Origin of the sequence: Escherichia sp. S10b, from assembly GCF_028421345.1 — a bacterium.
In the GTDB taxonomy this organism is placed as follows: domain Bacteria; phylum Pseudomonadota; class Gammaproteobacteria; order Enterobacterales; family Enterobacteriaceae; genus ECMA0423.
The window spans coordinates 215347-233167 of the sequence record NZ_JAHZSO010000169.1; the positions used below are offsets into that span (position 1 = coordinate 215347).

Here is a 17821-nt window from a genome sequence, read left to right on the forward strand (position 1 = left end):
CAGCTTCATAAGGAAAATAATCATGCAGCGCTTATTTCTTTTGGTTGCCGTCATGTTACTGAGCGGATGCTTAACCGCCCCGCCTAAAGAAGCCGCCAGACCGACATTAATGCCTCGAGCTCAGAGCTACAAAGATTTGACCCATCTGCCAGCGCCGACGGGTAAGATCTTTGTTTCGGTATACAACATTCAGGACGAAACCGGGCAATTTAAACCCTACCCGGCAAGTAACTTCTCCACTGCTGTTCCGCAAAGCGCCACGGCAATGCTGGTCACGGCATTGAAAGATTCTCGCTGGTTTATACCGCTGGAGCGCCAGGGCTTACAAAACCTGCTTAACGAGCGCAAGATTATTCGTGCGGCACAAGAAAACGGCACGGTTGCCATTAATAACCGAATCCCGCTGCAATCTTTAACGGCGGCAAATATTATGGTTGAAGGTTCGATTATCGGTTATGAAAGCAACGTTAAATCGGGCGGTGTTGGGGCAAGATATTTTGGGATCGGTGCAGACACGCAATACCAGCTCGATCAGATTGCCGTGAACCTGCGCGTCGTCAATGTGAGTACTGGTGAGATCCTCTCCTCGGTGAACACCAGTAAGACGATACTTTCCTATGAAGTTCAGGCCGGGGTTTTCCGCTTTATTGACTACCAGCGCTTGCTGGAAGGGGAAGTGGGTTACACCTCAAACGAACCCGTTATGCTGTGTCTGATGTCGGCTATCGAAACAGGGGTCATTTTCCTGATTAATGATGGTATCGACCGTGGTCTGTGGGATTTGCAGAACAAAGCAGAACGGCAGAACGACATTCTGGTGAAATACCGCCATATGTCGGTTCCACCGGAATCCTGACAGATAAAAAAGCCGGAATTATCATCCGGCATTTTACTGTTTAAGCGAAAGCGTGAGTGCCCCTCACGCTTTATTTTTGATTTCCTGCTCACGGTGAGCCGTCTTTGCACTACGCGCCGCCAGCCACAGGCCGCTGTTTTTCATTGCGTAACCAAATACCAGCCCAAGCGCCAGCGAAGGTAACACCAGTTTCCAGTCACCCTGCCCGGCAAACGTCGCGCATGCGCCTATAAACGTCCCCGGAACAAATGAAAGCAGCAGCTGTTTGGCCTGAATACACATCAGAAACGCGACAATACCGGTTATGACATAACCGAGAATTTCCAGATGTGGTGCCAGTGCACTACCGTAAATAATGACCATCGCCCACACCACGCCACTAAGCAGGGTTGCAGCGGAGATCGCCAGCCCTTTCAGCCCACCTTGCGGGCAGGCAAAGTAGGCCGTACAGCCCAGGAAGCCCGCCCAGCTTAGTAAGCCCAGGGAAACAGCCACCCATCCCCAGATACCGGAGAGAATGCCTGTTGTGATTGCAATAGAGAGAAGTATGTTCATGCCGCGCATGATAGCAGAAAACGCGGCCATGAATGAGATCGAGCACACATTTTATGCAACAACAAATTATCTGTTGCAGTCATGAGTGACGATGATCACATTTACTCTTCAGAATCTTCTTCCAGCTCGTCCCACATTGCACTAATGGCATCACGGGTTAGCGGTGCCATGGTGCGCCAGAAAGGCGTGGTTGCATGGGCCTCCACTTTGCCGAGGAACGCACCACACCAGGGTAACAGATACTCACTGAACAGTGTTTCCAGTGCTTCGCTCTCATCTTCCGTTGACTGATCTTCCAGCCAGGAAGCCGCAAGCAGCAATGTGCCGATGTGATCGGCTGGCGTATCCGCCAGTGGCATCCCTCGTTCGGAAAGAAAAGCGCGCACTTCCGCTTCCGTTGCGTCCTCAACCCATGCGCTACGATATGGCGGCACGGCACATTCATCGCCGATAAACAACGCATTGTAATCGGCAGAGACTTGCGCCATATCACAGCTTTTCTGTAAACGCGTCAGTAACTCATCCTGCTCCAGTGGCCAGTTCGCAGCCAGTTTCCCCTCACGAATCAGGGTAAACAGCGGCACCAGTAAAGGATCTTGCGGTTGGCGGTAATAGAGCGAACCCAGCACACGACAGAGGATAGAAAACTCGTTCATTAATATATTTCCATTACTAGTAATTAAAGGTCTGCAAATTCCGCAATCGGTGCCATACCGCGAGATTCAAGGAAGTTCAGTAAGCGGCGCGGCGAAACATTCAAAATGCGCTCTGGCGGAAAATCTACCGCGTCGAGGATTTTAAGACACTCTTCAAATTCCCCCATGGTAAACGCGGTGTGAGAATCCGAGCCTAATGCCACCCAACCTCCAGCATCACGTACCGCTGCGGCTACCGCACGACAGTTGTCTTCACTGCCCTTACGTGAGTGTAAAAATGAAGAATTATTGATTTCCAGCGCCACCTGATGTTTCGCGGCTGCTTCAGCAACGGCTTTCACATCTATTTCATATTTGGGATTTCCGGGATGGCTTATTATATGCACATTGCCGCTGGCGATAGTGGCGATCATCGCTTGTGTATTGGTCGCTTTGTCATGTGGTGCAAAAACCGGCTCATGAAAACCGGCAATAATCAGATCCAGCGAGTCAAACATTTTACCGCTGCAATCAATTTCACCATCAACATTTTTAATGTTAGCTTCGATGCCGCGCAGGATCCCTACCCCATCAACCACTCGCGGCCAGATACGCATGTTAATGAAGTGCCAGTGATGCGGAGCATCTTCCATATCCGGGCCATGATCGGTGATCGCAAAAAGTTTAATGCCCTTTTGTTTGGCCTGGGCAATGTAATCACTCAATGTGCTATATGCATGTGTGCTGGCAACGGTATGCATATGAAGGTCGACGGGATACATAACTCTCTCCTGTATTCAATTCCCGCCAAGGATAGCAGGAATCCTGATGCTTTATTAGTAGCCGCGTGCGCGGTCGACTTGCCCGCAGACCCTCTCCCCTTTTTCGAGCTGGGCAATGGTGCGAGAAATGTACTCCACAGCTTCAGCGGGACGGGTAATCGCGGCGACATGTGGTGTTATCGTCACGCGTGGATGTTGCCAGAGCGGACTTTCAGGCGGTAAGGGTTCACGATTAAAAACATCCAACATTGCGCCTTTAACTTTGCCGCTATCCAGCGCCGCGAGCAGGTCATCTTCCACAACATGAACACCACGCGCCAGGTTGAGGAGATACGCGCCATCCGGTAATTTTTCGAGTAATTGTTGATTAATAATGCCGACGGTTTCAGGGGTATTCGGTAACAAATTAATCAATACCCGACATTGGCTCAGAAATGCAGACAGTTCTTCCCGTCCGGCAAAGCTTTGCACGCCAGGCCACGATTTACGGGTTCGACTCCAGCAACGCAGCGGAAAGCGCCAGGTTTGCAGACTCTGAGCAACTTTACTGCCCAGTACGCCTGCGCCCAAAATGCCGATGGTAAAATCTTCCCGATGATATTCAGGCAGCGGTTGCCAATGCGAACTATTTTGCTGGATGCGATAATCGTCAAAACGTCGAAACCAATGCAGCACCTGACTGACAGCATATTCCTGCATTTGCTCGCCCATACCGGTATCTTCCAGGCGAAAAAGTGGAACAGAAGGGTTCAGCATTTCAGGGTGTGCCTGTAGCTTGCTCAAAATAGAATCAACACCGGCCCCGAGTGCGAACACCGCTTTAAGATCGCGCCCTGCCAGCATTTCAACAGGAGGATGCCAGACTAAAGCATAATCAGCAGAGTCATTATCTCCGCTTTTCCACGCTCTGACTCTTGCCTGAGGAATAGCTTTGCGCAGTGCCTCAATCCACCATTGGGTATCGAACGTTGGGTGATAAAAGATGATATCCATACTGACTCCCGAAAAGCGTTGTGCGAAATTTATTCGCACTTATCGTTATGATCTACAAAGGCCACCAGCATAACAAATCCGTGGTCGGTGGCAAAAAAAGCAGATTTCGCTTATTAAAACCACACATTGATTGAAGTTTGAATAAACGCGCGATTTTTTCAAAAAGTTTGTTGACCTCAGGTCATGATTTCCCTAAATTAGCGCCCGTTCCAGCAAGACAGGAACGACAATTTGGTGAGGTGTCCGAGTGGCTGAAGGAGCACGCCTGGAAAGTGTGTATACGGCAACGTATCGGGGGTTCGAATCCCCCCCTCACCGCCATATTTAAAGAAGAGCTCGTACGAAAGTACGGGCTTTTTTTTCGTATATTGCACACACCGGGGGGATGAGAAGCCCCGACCGGGGTTCGACAACTGGCGACAGCCAGTTGGACAGACCGTGAACGCAGTGAGCGGGCTGCCCGCAGGGCGAGCGAAGCGAGTCAATCCCCCCCTCACCGCCATATTTAAAGAAGAGCCCGTACGAAAGTACGGGCTTTTTTTTCGTATATTGCACACACCGGGGGGATGAGAAGCCCCGACCGGGGTTCGACAACTGGCGACAGCCAGTTGGACAGACCGTGAACGCAGTGAGCGGGCTGCCCGCAGGGCGAGCGAAGCGAGTCAATCCCCCCCTCACCGCCATCTTTAAAGAAGAGCTCGTACGAAGGTACGGGCTTTTTTTCGTATATTGCACACACCGGGGGGATGAGAAGCCCCGACCGGGATACTTAGTTAATGCACCGGTTCACTCTTTGTCGCCGCGACTAATGGGCGAATTTTGTCACGAGTCTCCCAGACCGGAGGAATTTCCTCCAATTTAGTGACAGAAGCTCGTACAAAAGGCACCCGTGCAAGAGTCATAATTGTATCCAACCAACGGTCACGAATAATGCGATCCGCCCTTTCATGACTCGGGTCATCCAGCTCAATAACACAGACTATTTTATTGTTCTTCTTTGAAACCAGAACATAATCCATTGCCATGCCATTATAAATTGCAAAGAAACGCTTTCTTTCTTCTTCGCTAAACTCAGGTTGTTCTGGAAAGTTGATCAAGCGCCCCAGAGAGACCTGGCAATGGATATGACAATAATGTCCAAACCATTTTTCCAGATTATCGAAATACATTTTTTCACAACGCGTGATTAACCACTCTTTTCTTTCCAATAAAATACCTTCGGCAACCATTCCCTGAAATAACTCATCTCGCTCTTGCCAACGAGAGTCACGATAGGTTTTCTGCGGTATATAGCTCCTTGTCGACGCCTTAGCGGCAGGGGAAGTTGCAGATGAAGGGACGGGTTGCGATTTAGCGATGATTACCGATGAGGCAACTTTTCGGAGTGTCAATTTTCTGGCAACAGCAAAACCGGCGATAAATGCAATTGTCAAACAAGTTACAAAAGCCATAAAGCTCATAATTAATTTTCACCTATCCATGTTGATTATATTTCATTACCAATGTTACTCGCTGCAGCGTGTTACATGCCAACAATGCAACGATCAATATATAGTTAGTATCATGTTTTGATTATTACAACCATCCCTATTTAGCCATTGCGGCTTGCCTTCCACAAAAAAATAACAACACACAATATTAGCAAAGAATTAATTAAGATTAACCTTACATTTATAATATTATCCCTAAAGAATAAATCAGAGGAATATATTCGGTGTTAAACAGTCAGTCAAAGTATAGCCCATTGTTGATTAAACCTCATAAGCAAAATTGGCACCAGATCTCCTGTACAGGTTGAATGGCCGAAAAAAGATAGGCAGATGCTCATTTTTTTGGCTTCTGGAAGAAAAACTCTCCGCGCTGGCAGTATTACACTGGTCTGATGCTATGACGAAAAATGCCTGGTAAGAGTATCTAAACCAGACTCCAGTTCAGCTTATCAACACGCTCAAAGTCGCCCCCCTGAACGCTAACCTGAAGTGAAAATCTGTTGAAATAAAACAAAGCCCGGTTCGCCCGGGCTCTGCACCGATAATACACTTAACTGTAGGCATGCAGCGTACGTTGGCAAAGTGCCGAACGTACGCAGTCCTCTTTACCGAACCGGACGATCCCAACCATTTCATCTTCTTCGAAACGTTCCAGCGCGTCACTTAATCCGGAGCACACGCCGCGAGGCAAATCGCATTGCGTGATATCACCGTTGACGATAACCGTCACGTTCTCCCCGAGGCGGGTTAAAAACATTTTCATTTGCGCGGCAGTCACATTCTGCGCCTCGTCAAGAATGACGACTGCATTTTCAAAGGTACGTCCACGCATATAGGCGAACGGCGCAATTTCCACCTTCCCTATTTCCGGTCGCAGGCAGTACTGCATAAAGGAAGCCCCTAAGCGCCGGACCAGCACGTCGTAGACCGGGCGAAAATAGGGAGCAAACTTTTCTGCGATATCTCCAGGTAAGAAGCCAAGATCTTCATCGGCTTGCAGAACTGGACGGGTGACGATAATCCTGTCGACATCCTTATGTATCAGGGCTTCTGCCGCTTTTGCTGCGCTGATCCAGGTTTTTCCGCACCCGGCTTCGCCCGTGGCGAATATCAGCTGCTTACTCTCAATAGCCTTCAGATAGTGCAATTGCGCTTCATTTCGCGCGAGGATGGGCGAAGTATCGCGACTGTCGCGGGCCATACCAATGGCTTCTACGCCGCCCATCTGCACAAGCGAGGTGACCGATTCTTCTTCACGCTGCTTATGGCTGCGCGAATCCCGTCTCAGCACACGTTTTGCCTCGCGACGAGCTTTGATCACTGCTTTTTGTCTTCCCATGGAGAGCACCTTGAGTTGTTTGTATTCATCACACGCGCCGTTGGCAGCGCGATTATGCGCACGAACATCAGAGGGTTGGCTTCCTTGTAAGCCATAGTTTGCTTTTGGATAAAATGCCGAAAAACGGCTACGCGCACCGTTTACGGCGTCGGTAACACATGAAAAGAAAGGATGAGGTTGAAAATGCAAAGTGACGAGATGACTACCGGAGGAGAAAACTCCGCGAGTGGTGGCGCGTTGATTATCTAAAACATGTCCAGTACAGGACGTTACCATCCGCGATCTCCATAGTGACTGACTATCACTGCCGGGAACTTCCGCTGCTACTTAATAAGTACAACAGATCTCGCATTTATTGCAACAATATATTTACTTATATTTAACTATAAAACACCATTTCAGTGACATTAGTTTCTACTGGAAAGATGACAGAGTGATGACAGATATGAAAAAAGCTGTGTGCTTTCAGCAGGATTCGCATCAGGCATCTGCGCACGAACGCCGGATGCGGCGTGAACGCCTTATCCGTCTATAAACATTAAACCCGCAATAACGCGCTTCCGAGATAATCGTTCGCGTCCTTCACTCCCGGCAGCGCAAAAAAATAACCGCCGCCGATAGGTTTAACGTATTCCTCCAGCGCTTCGCCATTGAGCCTTTTTTGTACTGTCAGGAAGCCTTTTTCCAGATCGTGTTGGTAACAGACAAACAGTAGCCCCATATCCAGTTGCCCGGAGTTGGTGACGCCCAGTGAATAACTGTAGCCACGACGCAGCATCAGGCTGGACTCACTCTCCGCCGTGCGGGGATTCGCCAGCCGGATATGGCTGTCCAGCGCAATCACCTTCCCTTCCGGATCGCTGGCGTAATCGGGAACATCATGCTCATGCTGCATTCCCAGCGGCGCACCGGTTTGCTTATCACGACCAAAAATCGTCTGCTGTTCTTTCAGCGGAGTTCTGTCCCAAAATTCCACTCGAAACTGAATCAAGCGTACTGCCTGATAGCTGCCACCGATTGTCCACGCTGGCTCCTGCTGATCTGCCGTTACCCACACCACTTTTTGCATCAACTTATCATTCTGGCTATCGGGATTGGCAGTGCCGTCTTTGAAACCCAGCAAATTAATCGGCGTCTCTTTGCCTTTACTACGCGCCGCGTGATCGGAAATAAACCCTTCCCGCTTCCAGCGCACGCTGAGCAAATCCGGCGTATGTTTGATGATATCGCGCAGTGCATGGATCACCGTGTCCTGGGTGTTGGCGCAAATTTGTAGCAACACATCACCATGACATAACGCCGCATCCAGCGAGTCGTTGGGAAAACGCGTCATCTTCTGCAACTTTTTCGGCATCTGTGGCGCAAGGCCAAAGCGCTCATCAAACAATGAGTGACCCACCGATAACGTGATGGTGAGATTATCGGGCGCAATGTAGCCGCCAAGAATGCCGGAATCGAGTGGTGGCAGGCGCGGATTTGGCGTTTCTGGTGCCGCTCCGCCCTGAGTCAGAAAAGCAAAACGCTGAGTCAACAAGCGAAACAACCGTTCAAGATCGGCTTTATCGCTGGCAAGCACATCAAACGCCACCAGCATCATTGCGGCCTGTTGTGGCGTCAGGATCCCTGCCTGATGCTCACCATAAAACGGCTGTTTCTCATTGCGAGCATCCGGTGAAAGCGTGCCCGGTGCACTTTGCGTTTTTTGTGCATGAGCGACCGGACAACTTCCCGCCAGCGCCAGCGCACCAATCCCTTTCAGTAAACGTCGGCGTGACGGTTCATTCACCCCGTTTTCATCTTTATACTGCATAACGCTTAATCCAGTCCCAGCACACCGCGAAGTTGCGCCAGATCTTCCGCCAGCGCAGTAATCGGCCCTTTCAGCGCATTCCGGTCGGCATCGGTCAATTTGTCGTAGGTTTCAAAACCGTCTTTAGTACGGTATTTCGCCAGAATGGTATCGACCTTTTTAAAGTTGGCATCGACTTTTGCCAACAGTTCCGGGTTGGCTTTTTGCAGTTGTGGACGCAGCAGATCGACAATTTTCTGCGAGCCTTCAACGTTAGCCTGGAAATCCCACAGATCGGTGTGGCTGTAGCGATCTTCTTCACCGCTGATTTTGCTGGCTGCCACTTCCTCAATCAGTCCGGCTGCGCCGCCGACCACTTTTGAAGGTGGGAAAGCCAGTTCACTGATGCGTTTTTGCAAATCGACCACATCTGTATAAAGCTGCTCAGCGTACTGATCCATCCCTTTGGTGGTGTTGTCGCCAAACAATGCTTTTTCCAGGCGGTGGAAACCAGTGAATTTTGGGTCGGCGGCTTTTTGCTCGTAATCATCTTCACGGGCGTCAATGCTGCCATCCAGATCGGAGAACAGTTCAGCAATCGGTTCAATGCGCTCATAGTGCTGGCGCGTCGGCGCATACAGTGCTTTCGCTTTTTCGATATCGCCAGCTTTAATCGCGTCGGTAAAGGCTTTGGTGTCGGTCACCAGCTGCGTGGTTTCCGCCATGACATACGCTTTATATGCAGTAATTGCACCACCAAGACTTAACAGCGCATCACTTTGCGCCGCATCCGCCGTTGCCTCACCTTTGACGATCAACTTCCCTTTCGGGTTAGTCAGCAGACCGCAGGTCATATCGTATTCGCCAGGCTGTAAATTCGCCGTCATTTTCTGGCTAAAACCAGGGGCGATATTTTCCCGCTCTTCCACCACCATCACGCCTTTGAGGATCTCCCACTCCAGCGCCTTCTGGCTATGGTTCTGAATAATGAACTGTGTTTTCCCGGCGTTAACCGTAATGGTCATCGGTTCGCACTGCTTATCCGTCACGGTCACTTTGACCTGCGGCACATCAGCGGCGTTAGCCATAAAAGCAGAAGAAAACAGCGCAGCCACGCTCAACTGCAATGCGTTACGGCGGAAGTTAATGGTCATGACGAGACTATCCCTTTAAAGTATGTTGTAACTAAACAAGAGTTTGCGTCGTATTTGTTACGCGGAGCGAGACGCTGTCGCCCCTGCGCGTGGTGGCAGAGCAAATGCCACCAGCGCCGGGATGAGATAAATAAACCAGACGGCGACTTCGCTGACGCTCGGCGCTTCCTGATAGCCAAAAATCCCTTCCATCAGCGTGCCAAACAGCGAGTGAGTTGAGAGCACCGCACTCATATCGAAGGCGATTTCCTGAAAGTGGTTCCACAATCCGGCTTCATGAAATGCGCGAATGGCACCAGCTGCCAGCCCTGCGGCGACGAAGAGAATAAACAGGCTGGTCCATTTAAAAAATGCACCAAGATTGAGGCGAATACCGCCCCAGTAGAGCAGGAAGCCTAGCACCACGGCAGTAGCAAGACCGAGCATTGCACCCAGCGGCGGCCAGATCCCGACATCTTGTTGAAATGCCGCCAGCAGGAAAAAGACCGACTCCAGCCCTTCCCTTGCAACGGCAAAAAAGACCATCATCACCAGCGCCCAGCCATGATGATTTCCACGCTGCAATGCGCTATCGACTGCCTGCTCCAGTTGTACTTTGACGTTGCGCGACACTTTGCGCATCCAGAAAACCATCCAGGTAAGGATCACCACGGCGATCACCGCCACGATACCTTCAAACAGTTCCTGCTCTTTTTGCGGAAATTCGCCGGTGGTTTCGTTAATGAAGATCCCCAAGCCCAGGCACAACGCAGCGGCAAGCAACACGCCAATCCACATCACACCAATCCATCGGCCTCGCTGGGTACGCTTAAGATAGCTGGCAATCAAACTGACAATCAGCGCGGCTTCAAGTCCTTCGCGCAACATAATGAGAAACGGAACAAACATGCCACCCACCCTTAAACGTTTTTCTGAGTCAATCTATGCAAAGAAAAGTAAATCGCAGTGATAGCGATTATCATTACGGTAAAGAAAAATACAAGCGGAATGTTTATAAAATGATGTTGAAATGTAAACAAAGAGAGGTAATGCCAGGGGATATAAACGATTATTCCAGGTATAAAGATGGGATTGTTTACAACGAGCCATGTGTTCTTGCCGGATGCCGCGTAAACGCCGTATCCAGCCGACAAAACCGTCCTGACTCAATACATCAAAACTTCCATGTAAAACTGATAAGCGGGTGTATCAAGCAATTTCGTCCATCCGCGATTATCAAATCTAACTTTTTGCCCGGAACATAATAACAGCTCGGGTGTTGGTGGCGTCAAAATCGCTGAAGCGTTCCCCGAAGGCCGGGACAGCAGGGGGCCGCGGCGATTGGCCGCCCCCTGCGCGCTCCCTGCACCATTCAATTTATATGGCGAGGCACATTAAGGGAGCGCAACCCGCTGCTGAAGCCAAACAAAACCGCCGCAGGCTAAGTCCCTTAGCTTTCCTGCAACCGTGACGGCGGAGCCGAATGATAGTGCGCATCGGCCTCGGCAAAGCGTTTTTGCATCGCCGCTGACGGCGCTTTACCCAGCAAACTAAACACTACAATCCCGATACTGCCGAAGATGAAGCCCGGAATAATTTCGTAGAGTCCCAGCCAGCCGAACTGCTTCCAGACGATAACCGTCAGCGCACCGATGATCATCCCCGCCAGCGCACCGTTGCGCGTCATGCGTGACCACATCACCGAGAACAGCACCACCGGACCAAACGCCGCGCCAAAGCCTGCCCACGCGTAGCTCACTAAGCCCAGCACGCGGTTTTCCGGGTTTGCCGCCAGCGCAATCGCCACCAGCGCCACCACCAGCACCATCACACGCCCTACCCACACCAGCTCTTTCTGGCTGGCATGTTTACGCAGAAACGCTTTGTATAAATCTTCGGTAATCGCACTGGAGCACACCAGCAGCTGGCAACTTAAGGTTGACATTACCGCCGCCAGAATTGCCGACAGCAGAATCCCGGCAATCCACGGGTTAAACAGAATTTGCGCCAGTTCGATAAACACGCGCTCAGCATTCTGGTTTACCGCACCTGCTTCCGCCGGGTGCTCATTAAAGTAAGCAATACCAAAGAAGCCGACAGCTACCGCCCCTGCCAGGCAGAGGATCATCCAGGTCATACTGATACGACGCGCATGGACAATGCTGTGGTGAGAGTCTGCCGCCATAAAACGCGCCAGGATGTGCGGCTGCCCGAAGTAACCCAGCCCCCAACCCATCAGTGAGATAATGGCGACAAAGTTCAGCCCTTTGAGCATATCAACGTTTTCGATGCTCTTTTGTTTGATCACTTCCAGCGAGTCACCAAAGCCACCGACACTGATAATGACGATAACCGGCGTCAGGATCAGGGCAAAAATCATCAGGCTGGCCTGTACAGTATCAGTCCAGCTCACCGCGAGGAAACCGCCAATAAAGGTGTAAAGGATCGTCGCCGCAGCTCCCGCCCACAGAGCCGTTTCGTAGCTCATGCCAAAGGTACTTTCAAACAGACGCGCGCCTGCCACAATGCCCGAAGCGCAATAAATGGTGAAGAACAGCAAAATAACCAGCGCGGAGATAATGCGCAAAATGCGGCTTTTATCTTCAAAGCGCCCGGTGAAATAATCCGGCAGGGTTAAGGCGTTATTGTTGTATTCGGTATGCACACGCAACCGCCCGGCCACCAGCTTCCAGTTGATCCACGCGCCTAATGTCAGGCCAATGGCGATCCAGCTTTCGGAAATCCCGGAAAGAAAAACCGCGCCCGGCAACCCCATTAACAGCCAGCCGCTCATATCCGACGCACCCGCCGATAATGCCGTCACGAATGGCCCAAGACTACGACCGCCCAGAATATAGTCGTCAAAGTTTTTCGTTGATCGCCAGGCGATAAACCCAATCAATATCATGCCAAAGATATAGACACAAAATGTCACCAACATCGGTGTGCTAATAGCCATCTAAAGTCTCCAAAAAATTATTATCGGCAATGTCGAAACTTGCCGTTATATCTGCCACCGGAACGGGGTAACAGAGTTTATGTTTTACCAGGGCGACCGTATCCTGCCGGAAGCGCTGGTTATTCACAATCGATTTAACACACCATTTACATTAAATTTTAGTGCTCAGCGACACTATTTTTCATCAGGTTGCACTCTCTCACATTTTTTGCGGTTGCACCTTTCAAAAATGTTAACTGCCGCAGAGAAAAAGTCTGAGTTATTTTTTTAATCCCTGTCATATCGATTTCTTTTATTAACATTTCATTCATTTTTAAGCTTGCTACGCAGGTCACATTTAACATGGTTGCACAAAGTTGCAACATCATGGATATTTCACGATAACGTTAAGTTGCACCTTTCAGAACAACAGGAGTAATGGCATGGGAACCACCACCATGGGGGTTAAGCTGGACGACGCGACGCGTGAGCGTATTAAGTCTGCCGCGACACGTATCGATCGCACACCACACTGGTTAATTAAGCAGGCGATTTTTTCTTATCTCGAACAACTGGAAAACAGCGATACTCTGCCAGAGCTACCTGCGCTGCTTTCTGGCGCTGCCAATGAGAGCGATGAAGCACCGACTCCGGCAGAGGAACCACACCAGCCATTCCTCGACTTTGCCGAGCAAATTTTGCCCCAGTCGGTTTCCCGCGCCGCGATCACCGCGGCCTATCGTCGCCCGGAAACCGAAGCGGTTTCTATGCTGCTGGAACAAGCCCGCCTGCCGCAGCCAGTTGCTGAACAGGCGCACAAACTGGCGTATCAACTGGCCGATAAACTGCGTAATCAAAAAAATGCCAGTGGTCGCGCAGGTATGGTCCAGGGGTTATTGCAGGAGTTTTCGCTGTCATCGCAGGAAGGCGTGGCGCTGATGTGTCTGGCAGAAGCGTTGTTGCGTATTCCCGACAAAGCCACCCGCGACGCGTTAATTCGCGACAAAATCAGCAACGGTAACTGGCAGTCACACATTGGTCGTAGCCCGTCACTGTTTGTTAATGCCGCCACCTGGGGGCTGCTGTTTACTGGCAAACTGGTTTCCACCCATAACGAAGCCATCCTCTCCCGCTCGCTGAACCGCATTATCGGTAAAAGCGGTGAACCGCTGATCCGCAAAGGTGTGGATATGGCGATGCGCCTGATGGGCGAGCAGTTCGTCACGGGTGAAACCATCGCGGAAGCGTTAGCCAATGCCCGCAAGCTGGAAGAGAAAGGTTTCCGTTACTCTTACGATATGCTGGGCGAAGCTGCACTGACTGCCGCAGACGCACAGGCGTATATGGTTTCCTATCAGCAGGCGATTCACGCCATCGGTAAAGCGTCTAACGGTCGTGGCATCTATGAAGGGCCGGGCATTTCAATCAAACTGTCGGCGCTGCATCCGCGTTATAGCCGCGCCCAGTATGACCGGGTAATGGAAGAACTTTACCCGCGTCTGAAATCACTCACCCTGCTGGCGCGTCAGTATGATATTGGTATTAACATCGATGCCGAAGAGGCCGATCGTCTGGAGATCTCCCTCGATCTGCTGGAAAAACTCTGTTTCGAGCCGGAACTGGCAGGCTGGAACGGCATCGGTTTTGTTATTCAGGCTTATCAAAAACGCTGCCCGTTGGTGATTGATTACCTGATTGATCTCGCCACCCGTAGCCGTCGCCGTCTGATGATTCGTCTGGTGAAAGGCGCGTACTGGGATAGTGAAATTAAGCGTGCGCAGATGGACGGCCTTGAAGGCTATCCGGTTTATACCCGCAAGGTGTATACCGACGTTTCATATCTCGCCTGTGCGAAAAAGCTGCTGGCGGTGCCGAATCTAATCTACCCGCAGTTCGCGACGCACAACGCCCATACGCTGGCAGCGATTTATCAACTGGCAGGTCAGAACTACTATCCGGGTCAGTACGAGTTCCAGTGCCTGCATGGTATGGGCGAGCCACTGTATGAGCAGGTCACCGGGAAAGTTGCCGACGGCAAACTTAACCGTCCGTGTCGTATTTATGCTCCGGTCGGTACCCATGAAACGCTGTTGGCGTATCTGGTGCGTCGCCTGCTGGAAAACGGTGCTAACACCTCGTTTGTTAACCGTATTGCCGACACCTCTTTGCCACTGGATGAACTGGTCGCCGATCCGGTCACTGCTGTAGAAAAACTGGCGCAACAGGAAGGGCAAACTGGATTACCGCATCCGAAAATTCCCCTGCCGCGCGATCTTTACGGTCACGGGCGCGACAACTCGGCAGGGCTGGATCTCGCTAACGAACACCGGCTGGCCTCGCTCTCTTCTGCCCTGCTCAATAGTGCACTGCAAAAATGGCAGGCCTTGCCAATGCTGGAACAACCGGTAGCGGCAGGTGAGATGTCGCCCGTTATTAACCCTGCGGAACCGAAAGATATTGTGGGCTTTGTGCGTGAAGCCACGCCGCGTGAGGTAGAACAGGCGCTGGAAAGTGCGGTTAATAACGCGCCAATCTGGTTTGCCACTCCTCCGGTTGAACGCGCGGCGATTTTGCATCGCGCTGCCGTGCTAATGGAAAGCCAGATGCAGCAACTGATTGGTATTCTGGTGCGTGAAGCCGGAAAAACCTTCAGTAACGCCATTGCCGAAGTGCGCGAAGCGGTCGATTTTCTCCACTACTATGCCGGACAGGTGCGGGATGATTTCGCTAACGAAACCCACCGTCCATTAGGGCCTGTGGTGTGTATCAGTCCGTGGAACTTCCCGCTGGCTATTTTCACCGGGCAGATTGCTGCCGCACTGGCGGCAGGTAACAGCGTGCTGGCAAAACCGGCAGAACAAACGCCGCTGATTGCCGCGCAAGGGATCGCCATTTTGCTGGAAGCGGGTGTACCGCCAGGCGTGGTGCAGTTGCTGCCAGGTCAGGGGGAAACCGTGGGCGCGCAACTGACGGGTGATGATCGCGTACGCGGGGTGATGTTTACCGGTTCAACCGAAGTCGCTACGTTACTGCAGCGCAATATCGCCAGCCGCCTGGACGCTCAGGGTCGCCCTATTCCGCTCATCGCTGAAACCGGCGGCATGAACGCGATGATTGTCGATTCTTCAGCACTGACCGAACAGGTCGTCGTGGATGTACTGGCCTCGGCGTTCGACAGTGCGGGTCAGCGTTGTTCGGCGCTGCGCGTGCTGTGCCTGCAAGATGAGATTGCCGACCACACGTTGAAAATGCTGCGCGGCGCAATGGCCGAATGCCGGATGGGTAATCCGGGTCGCCTGACCACCGATATCGGTCCGGTGATTGATAGCGAAGCGAAAGCCAATATTGAGCGCCATATTCAGACCATGCGTAGCAAAGGCCGTCCGGTGTTCCAGGCGGTGCGGGAAAACAGCGAAGATGCCCGTGAATGGCAAAGCGGCACCTTTGTCGCCCCGACGCTGATCGAACTGGATGACTTTGCCGAATTGCAAAAAGAGGTCTTTGGTCCGGTGCTGCATGTGGTGCGTTACAACCGTAACCAGCTACCAGAGCTGATCGAGCAGATTAACGCTTCCGGCTATGGTCTGACGCTTGGTGTCCATACGCGTATTGATGAAACCATCGCCCAGGTCACTGGCTCGGCCCATGTTGGTAACCTGTATGTTAACCGTAATATGGTGGGCGCAGTGGTGGGTGTGCAGCCATTCGGCGGCGAAGGGTTGTCCGGTACCGGGCCGAAAGCAGGCGGTCCGCTCTATCTCTACCGTCTGCTGGCGAATCGCCCGGAAAGTGCGCTGGCAGTGACGCTCGCGCGTCAGGATGCAGAGTATCCGGTCGATGCACAGTTGAAAGCCGCATTGACTCAGCCGCTAAATGCACTGCGGGAATGGGCAGCAAATCGTCCAGAATTGCAGGCGTTATGTACGCAATATGGCGAGCTGGCGCAGGCAGGAACACAACGATTGCTGCCGGGGCCGACGGGTGAACGCAACACCTGGACGCTGCTGCCGCGTGAGCGCGTGTTGTGTATTGCCGATGATGAGCAGGATGCGCTGACTCAGCTCGCCGCCGTGCTGGCGGTGGGCAGCCAGGTACTGTGGCCGGATGACGCGCTGCATCGTCAGCTAGTAAAGGCATTGCCATCGGCAGTCAGCGAACGTATTCAACTGGCGAAAGCGGAAAATATAACCGCTCAACCCTTTGATGCGGTGATCTTCCACGGTGATTCGGATCAGCTTCGCGCATTGTGTGAAGCCGTTGCTGCGCGGGATGGCGCAATTGTTTCGGTGCAGGGTTTTGCCCGTGGCGAAAGCAATATCCTTCTGGAACGGCTGTATATCGAACGTTCGCTGAGTGTGAATACCGCTGCCGCTGGCGGTAACGCCAGTTTAATGACTATAGGTTAAACAGGTAGCCGGAGGATGTTACAACCTCCTCCGGCATCTTTAACGTGGTCGAATCCCCTCAATAATAATCCGCTGCACGTTTTCAACCGTTTGATTGAAAAATATCTCATCGCGCAACGTCGCGCCTGTCACCGCCTCCACCTGAGGGGCGAAATCGGCGTAATGTTGAGTGGAAGCCCAAATCATGAAAATCAAATGCTGCGGATCAATCGGCGCGAGTTTGCCGCTTTTGACCCAACCGGCAATCAGCGCCGATTTCTCATCAATTAATGCCTTCAAATCGCCCGTCAGTTCATCCATTAACAGCGGCGCGCCTGCCAGCATCTCCATACAGAACAGGCGCGAAGCCTGCGGATAATCGCGGGAGACTTCCAGCTTCAGACGGATGTACTCTTTTATCGCCGCCAGCGGAGCGAAATCTTCACGAAACGCTTTTAACGGTGCCAGCCAGATATCGAGAATCTGCCGCAGCACGGCAATATACAGCGCCTCTTTTGACGGAAAGTAATACAGCAGATTGGTTTTTGAAACACCCGCCAACTCTGCGATCTGCTCCAGCCTTGTGCCGTGAAAACCGAATTGTGAAAAAGTGTCCAGTGCTGCGCTAAGAATCGCTTTTTTCTTCGCGCTTACTGCGCGCGAACGTTTACCCGTTGTTTTCACTGCGCCTTGCGTCATGCGCTCTCCCCTCTTGTAGATTGGCAACAGGATAGCAAAACCCCCGCCCGGCCTCGACCTTCTGCACTCTCATCGCGCACAGATGCATGTTTTATGTGCAACTGTTTTGACCGTTTAGTCCACTTTTTACCAGATATTTTAGACAACACAATGTTAACACATTAACAACATTCACTTTTTAAAAACTGGCATCCGCTTTGCAAACAAGCCATTACGCGGCTGAAAAG

At 51.6% G+C, this 17821-nt stretch carries 14 protein-coding genes, 1 tRNA gene and 2 other RNA genes; 5 read left to right on the plus strand and 12 right to left on the minus strand.

Annotation, left to right across the window (positions count from 1 at the left end):
• The first annotated feature begins 22 nt into the window (after positions 1-22).
• Positions 23-856: a curli production assembly/transport protein CsgG gene (gene csgG / locus FTE26_RS19170; RefSeq protein WP_001189321.1), complete on the plus strand. Its 834-nt coding sequence runs from the start codon at positions 23-25 to the stop codon at positions 854-856.
• A gap of 63 nt (positions 857-919) precedes the next feature.
• Here the strand turns inward: csgG and FTE26_RS19175 are convergent, their stop codons facing one another.
• The 4 genes from FTE26_RS19175 to ghrA form a co-directional block, all read right to left on the minus strand.
• Positions 920-1411, minus strand: a complete 492-nt coding sequence (locus FTE26_RS19175) for a DUF1097 domain-containing protein (RefSeq protein WP_001297187.1) — start codon at positions 1409-1411, stop codon at positions 920-922.
• Between the two features lie 101 nt (positions 1412-1512).
• Entirely contained in the window at positions 1513-2067 is a 555-nt protein-coding gene (gene ycdY, locus FTE26_RS19180) for a molecular chaperone YcdY (protein WP_001001902.1), read from the minus strand.
• A 23-nt stretch (positions 2068-2090) separates the two neighbouring features.
• Positions 2091-2828 carry a zinc-binding phosphatase gene (ycdX, locus tag FTE26_RS19185; protein WP_000283664.1) on the minus strand — a complete coding sequence of 246 codons (738 nt, stop codon included), beginning with the start codon at positions 2826-2828 and terminating at the stop codon, positions 2091-2093.
• 54 nt (positions 2829-2882) lie between these two features.
• Positions 2883-3821: a glyoxylate/hydroxypyruvate reductase GhrA gene (gene ghrA, locus FTE26_RS19190; protein WP_000351317.1), complete on the minus strand. Its 939-nt coding sequence runs from the start codon at positions 3819-3821 to the stop codon at positions 2883-2885.
• A 233-nt stretch (positions 3822-4054) separates the two neighbouring features.
• Here ghrA and FTE26_RS19195 point away from each other — a divergent pair.
• From FTE26_RS19195 to FTE26_RS19205, 3 genes are all read left to right on the plus strand, one after another.
• Positions 4055-4142 (plus strand) — tRNA-Ser (locus FTE26_RS19195).
• Between the two features lie 44 nt (positions 4143-4186).
• Positions 4187-4323: non-coding RNA, RtT sRNA (locus FTE26_RS19200), on the plus strand.
• Positions 4324-4367: 44 nt separating this feature from the next.
• Positions 4368-4504: non-coding RNA, RtT sRNA (locus tag FTE26_RS19205), on the plus strand.
• 90 nt (positions 4505-4594) lie between these two features.
• On the opposite strand, the gene FTE26_RS19210 is transcribed toward FTE26_RS19205, so the two are convergent.
• From FTE26_RS19210 to FTE26_RS19240, 7 genes are all read right to left on the minus strand, one after another.
• On the minus strand, positions 4595-5281 hold the full coding sequence (locus tag FTE26_RS19210) for a DUF2726 domain-containing protein (RefSeq protein WP_000009226.1): 687 nt from the start codon (positions 5279-5281) through the stop codon (positions 4595-4597).
• A gap of 580 nt (positions 5282-5861) precedes the next feature.
• A complete protein-coding gene (gene phoH, locus FTE26_RS19215; protein ID WP_000533522.1) occupies positions 5862-6650 on the minus strand; it encodes a phosphate starvation-inducible protein PhoH in 789 nt (262 codons plus the stop codon).
• 538 nt (positions 6651-7188) lie between these two features.
• On the minus strand, positions 7189-8460 hold the full coding sequence (gene efeB / locus FTE26_RS19220; RefSeq protein WP_001199458.1) for an iron uptake transporter deferrochelatase/peroxidase subunit: 1272 nt from the start codon (positions 8458-8460) through the stop codon (positions 7189-7191).
• Positions 8461-8465: 5 nt separating this feature from the next.
• Positions 8466-9593 carry an iron uptake system protein EfeO gene (gene efeO, locus FTE26_RS19225; protein WP_000154398.1) on the minus strand — a complete coding sequence of 376 codons (1128 nt, stop codon included), beginning with the start codon at positions 9591-9593 and terminating at the stop codon, positions 8466-8468.
• Between the two features lie 57 nt (positions 9594-9650).
• Positions 9651-10481 carry an iron uptake transporter permease EfeU gene (gene efeU, locus FTE26_RS19230; RefSeq protein WP_000497942.1) on the minus strand — a complete coding sequence of 277 codons (831 nt, stop codon included), beginning with the start codon at positions 10479-10481 and terminating at the stop codon, positions 9651-9653.
• Positions 10482-11022: 541 nt separating this feature from the next.
• Complete coding sequence (gene putP, locus FTE26_RS19235) at positions 11023-12531, minus strand: sodium/proline symporter PutP (RefSeq protein WP_001018484.1); 1509 nt, start codon at positions 12529-12531, stop codon at positions 11023-11025.
• Between the two features lie 158 nt (positions 12532-12689).
• Positions 12690-12899 carry a hypothetical protein gene (locus tag FTE26_RS19240; RefSeq protein WP_000979516.1) on the minus strand — a complete coding sequence of 70 codons (210 nt, stop codon included), beginning with the start codon at positions 12897-12899 and terminating at the stop codon, positions 12690-12692.
• 54 nt (positions 12900-12953) lie between these two features.
• Here FTE26_RS19240 and putA point away from each other — a divergent pair, with 54 nt between their 5' ends.
• Positions 12954-16916, plus strand: a complete 3963-nt coding sequence (gene putA / locus FTE26_RS19245; protein ID WP_001297173.1) for a trifunctional transcriptional regulator/proline dehydrogenase/L-glutamate gamma-semialdehyde dehydrogenase — start codon at positions 12954-12956, stop codon at positions 16914-16916.
• A 39-nt stretch (positions 16917-16955) separates the two neighbouring features.
• Here the strand turns inward: putA and rutR are convergent, their stop codons facing one another.
• Entirely contained in the window at positions 16956-17594 is a 639-nt protein-coding gene (gene rutR, locus FTE26_RS19250) for an HTH-type transcriptional regulator RutR (RefSeq protein ID WP_000191700.1), read from the minus strand.
• Between the last annotated feature and the right edge of the window lie 227 nt (positions 17595-17821).

Coding starts and splice junctions, on each gene's coding strand:
- efeU (WP_000497942.1), bottom strand. CDS start 10,481: ATGTTTGTTCCGTTTCTCATTATGTTGCGCGAAGGACTTGAAGCCGCG.
- ghrA (WP_000351317.1), bottom strand. CDS start 3,821: ATGGATATCATCTTTTATCACCCAACGTTCGATACCCAATGGTGGATT.
- FTE26_RS19210 (WP_000009226.1), bottom strand. CDS start 5,281: ATGAGCTTTATGGCTTTTGTAACTTGTTTGACAATTGCATTTATCGCC.
- putP (WP_001018484.1), bottom strand. CDS start 12,531: ATGGCTATTAGCACACCGATGTTGGTGACATTTTGTGTCTATATCTTT.
- efeB (WP_001199458.1), bottom strand. CDS start 8,460: ATGCAGTATAAAGATGAAAACGGGGTGAATGAACCGTCACGCCGACGT.
- phoH (WP_000533522.1), bottom strand. CDS start 6,650: ATGGGAAGACAAAAAGCAGTGATCAAAGCTCGTCGCGAGGCAAAACGT.
- FTE26_RS19240 (WP_000979516.1), bottom strand. CDS start 12,899: ATGATGTTGCAACTTTGTGCAACCATGTTAAATGTGACCTGCGTAGCA.
- putA (WP_001297173.1), top strand. CDS start 12,954: ATGGGAACCACCACCATGGGGGTTAAGCTGGACGACGCGACGCGTGAG.
- FTE26_RS19175 (WP_001297187.1), bottom strand. CDS start 1,411: ATGAACATACTTCTCTCTATTGCAATCACAACAGGCATTCTCTCCGGT.
- ycdX (WP_000283664.1), bottom strand. CDS start 2,828: ATGTATCCCGTCGACCTTCATATGCATACCGTTGCCAGCACACATGCA.
- ycdY (WP_001001902.1), bottom strand. CDS start 2,067: ATGAACGAGTTTTCTATCCTCTGTCGTGTGCTGGGTTCGCTCTATTAC.
- csgG (WP_001189321.1), top strand. CDS start 23: ATGCAGCGCTTATTTCTTTTGGTTGCCGTCATGTTACTGAGCGGATGC.
- rutR (WP_000191700.1), bottom strand. CDS start 17,594: ATGACGCAAGGCGCAGTGAAAACAACGGGTAAACGTTCGCGCGCAGTA.
- efeO (WP_000154398.1), bottom strand. CDS start 9,593: ATGACCATTAACTTCCGCCGTAACGCATTGCAGTTGAGCGTGGCTGCG.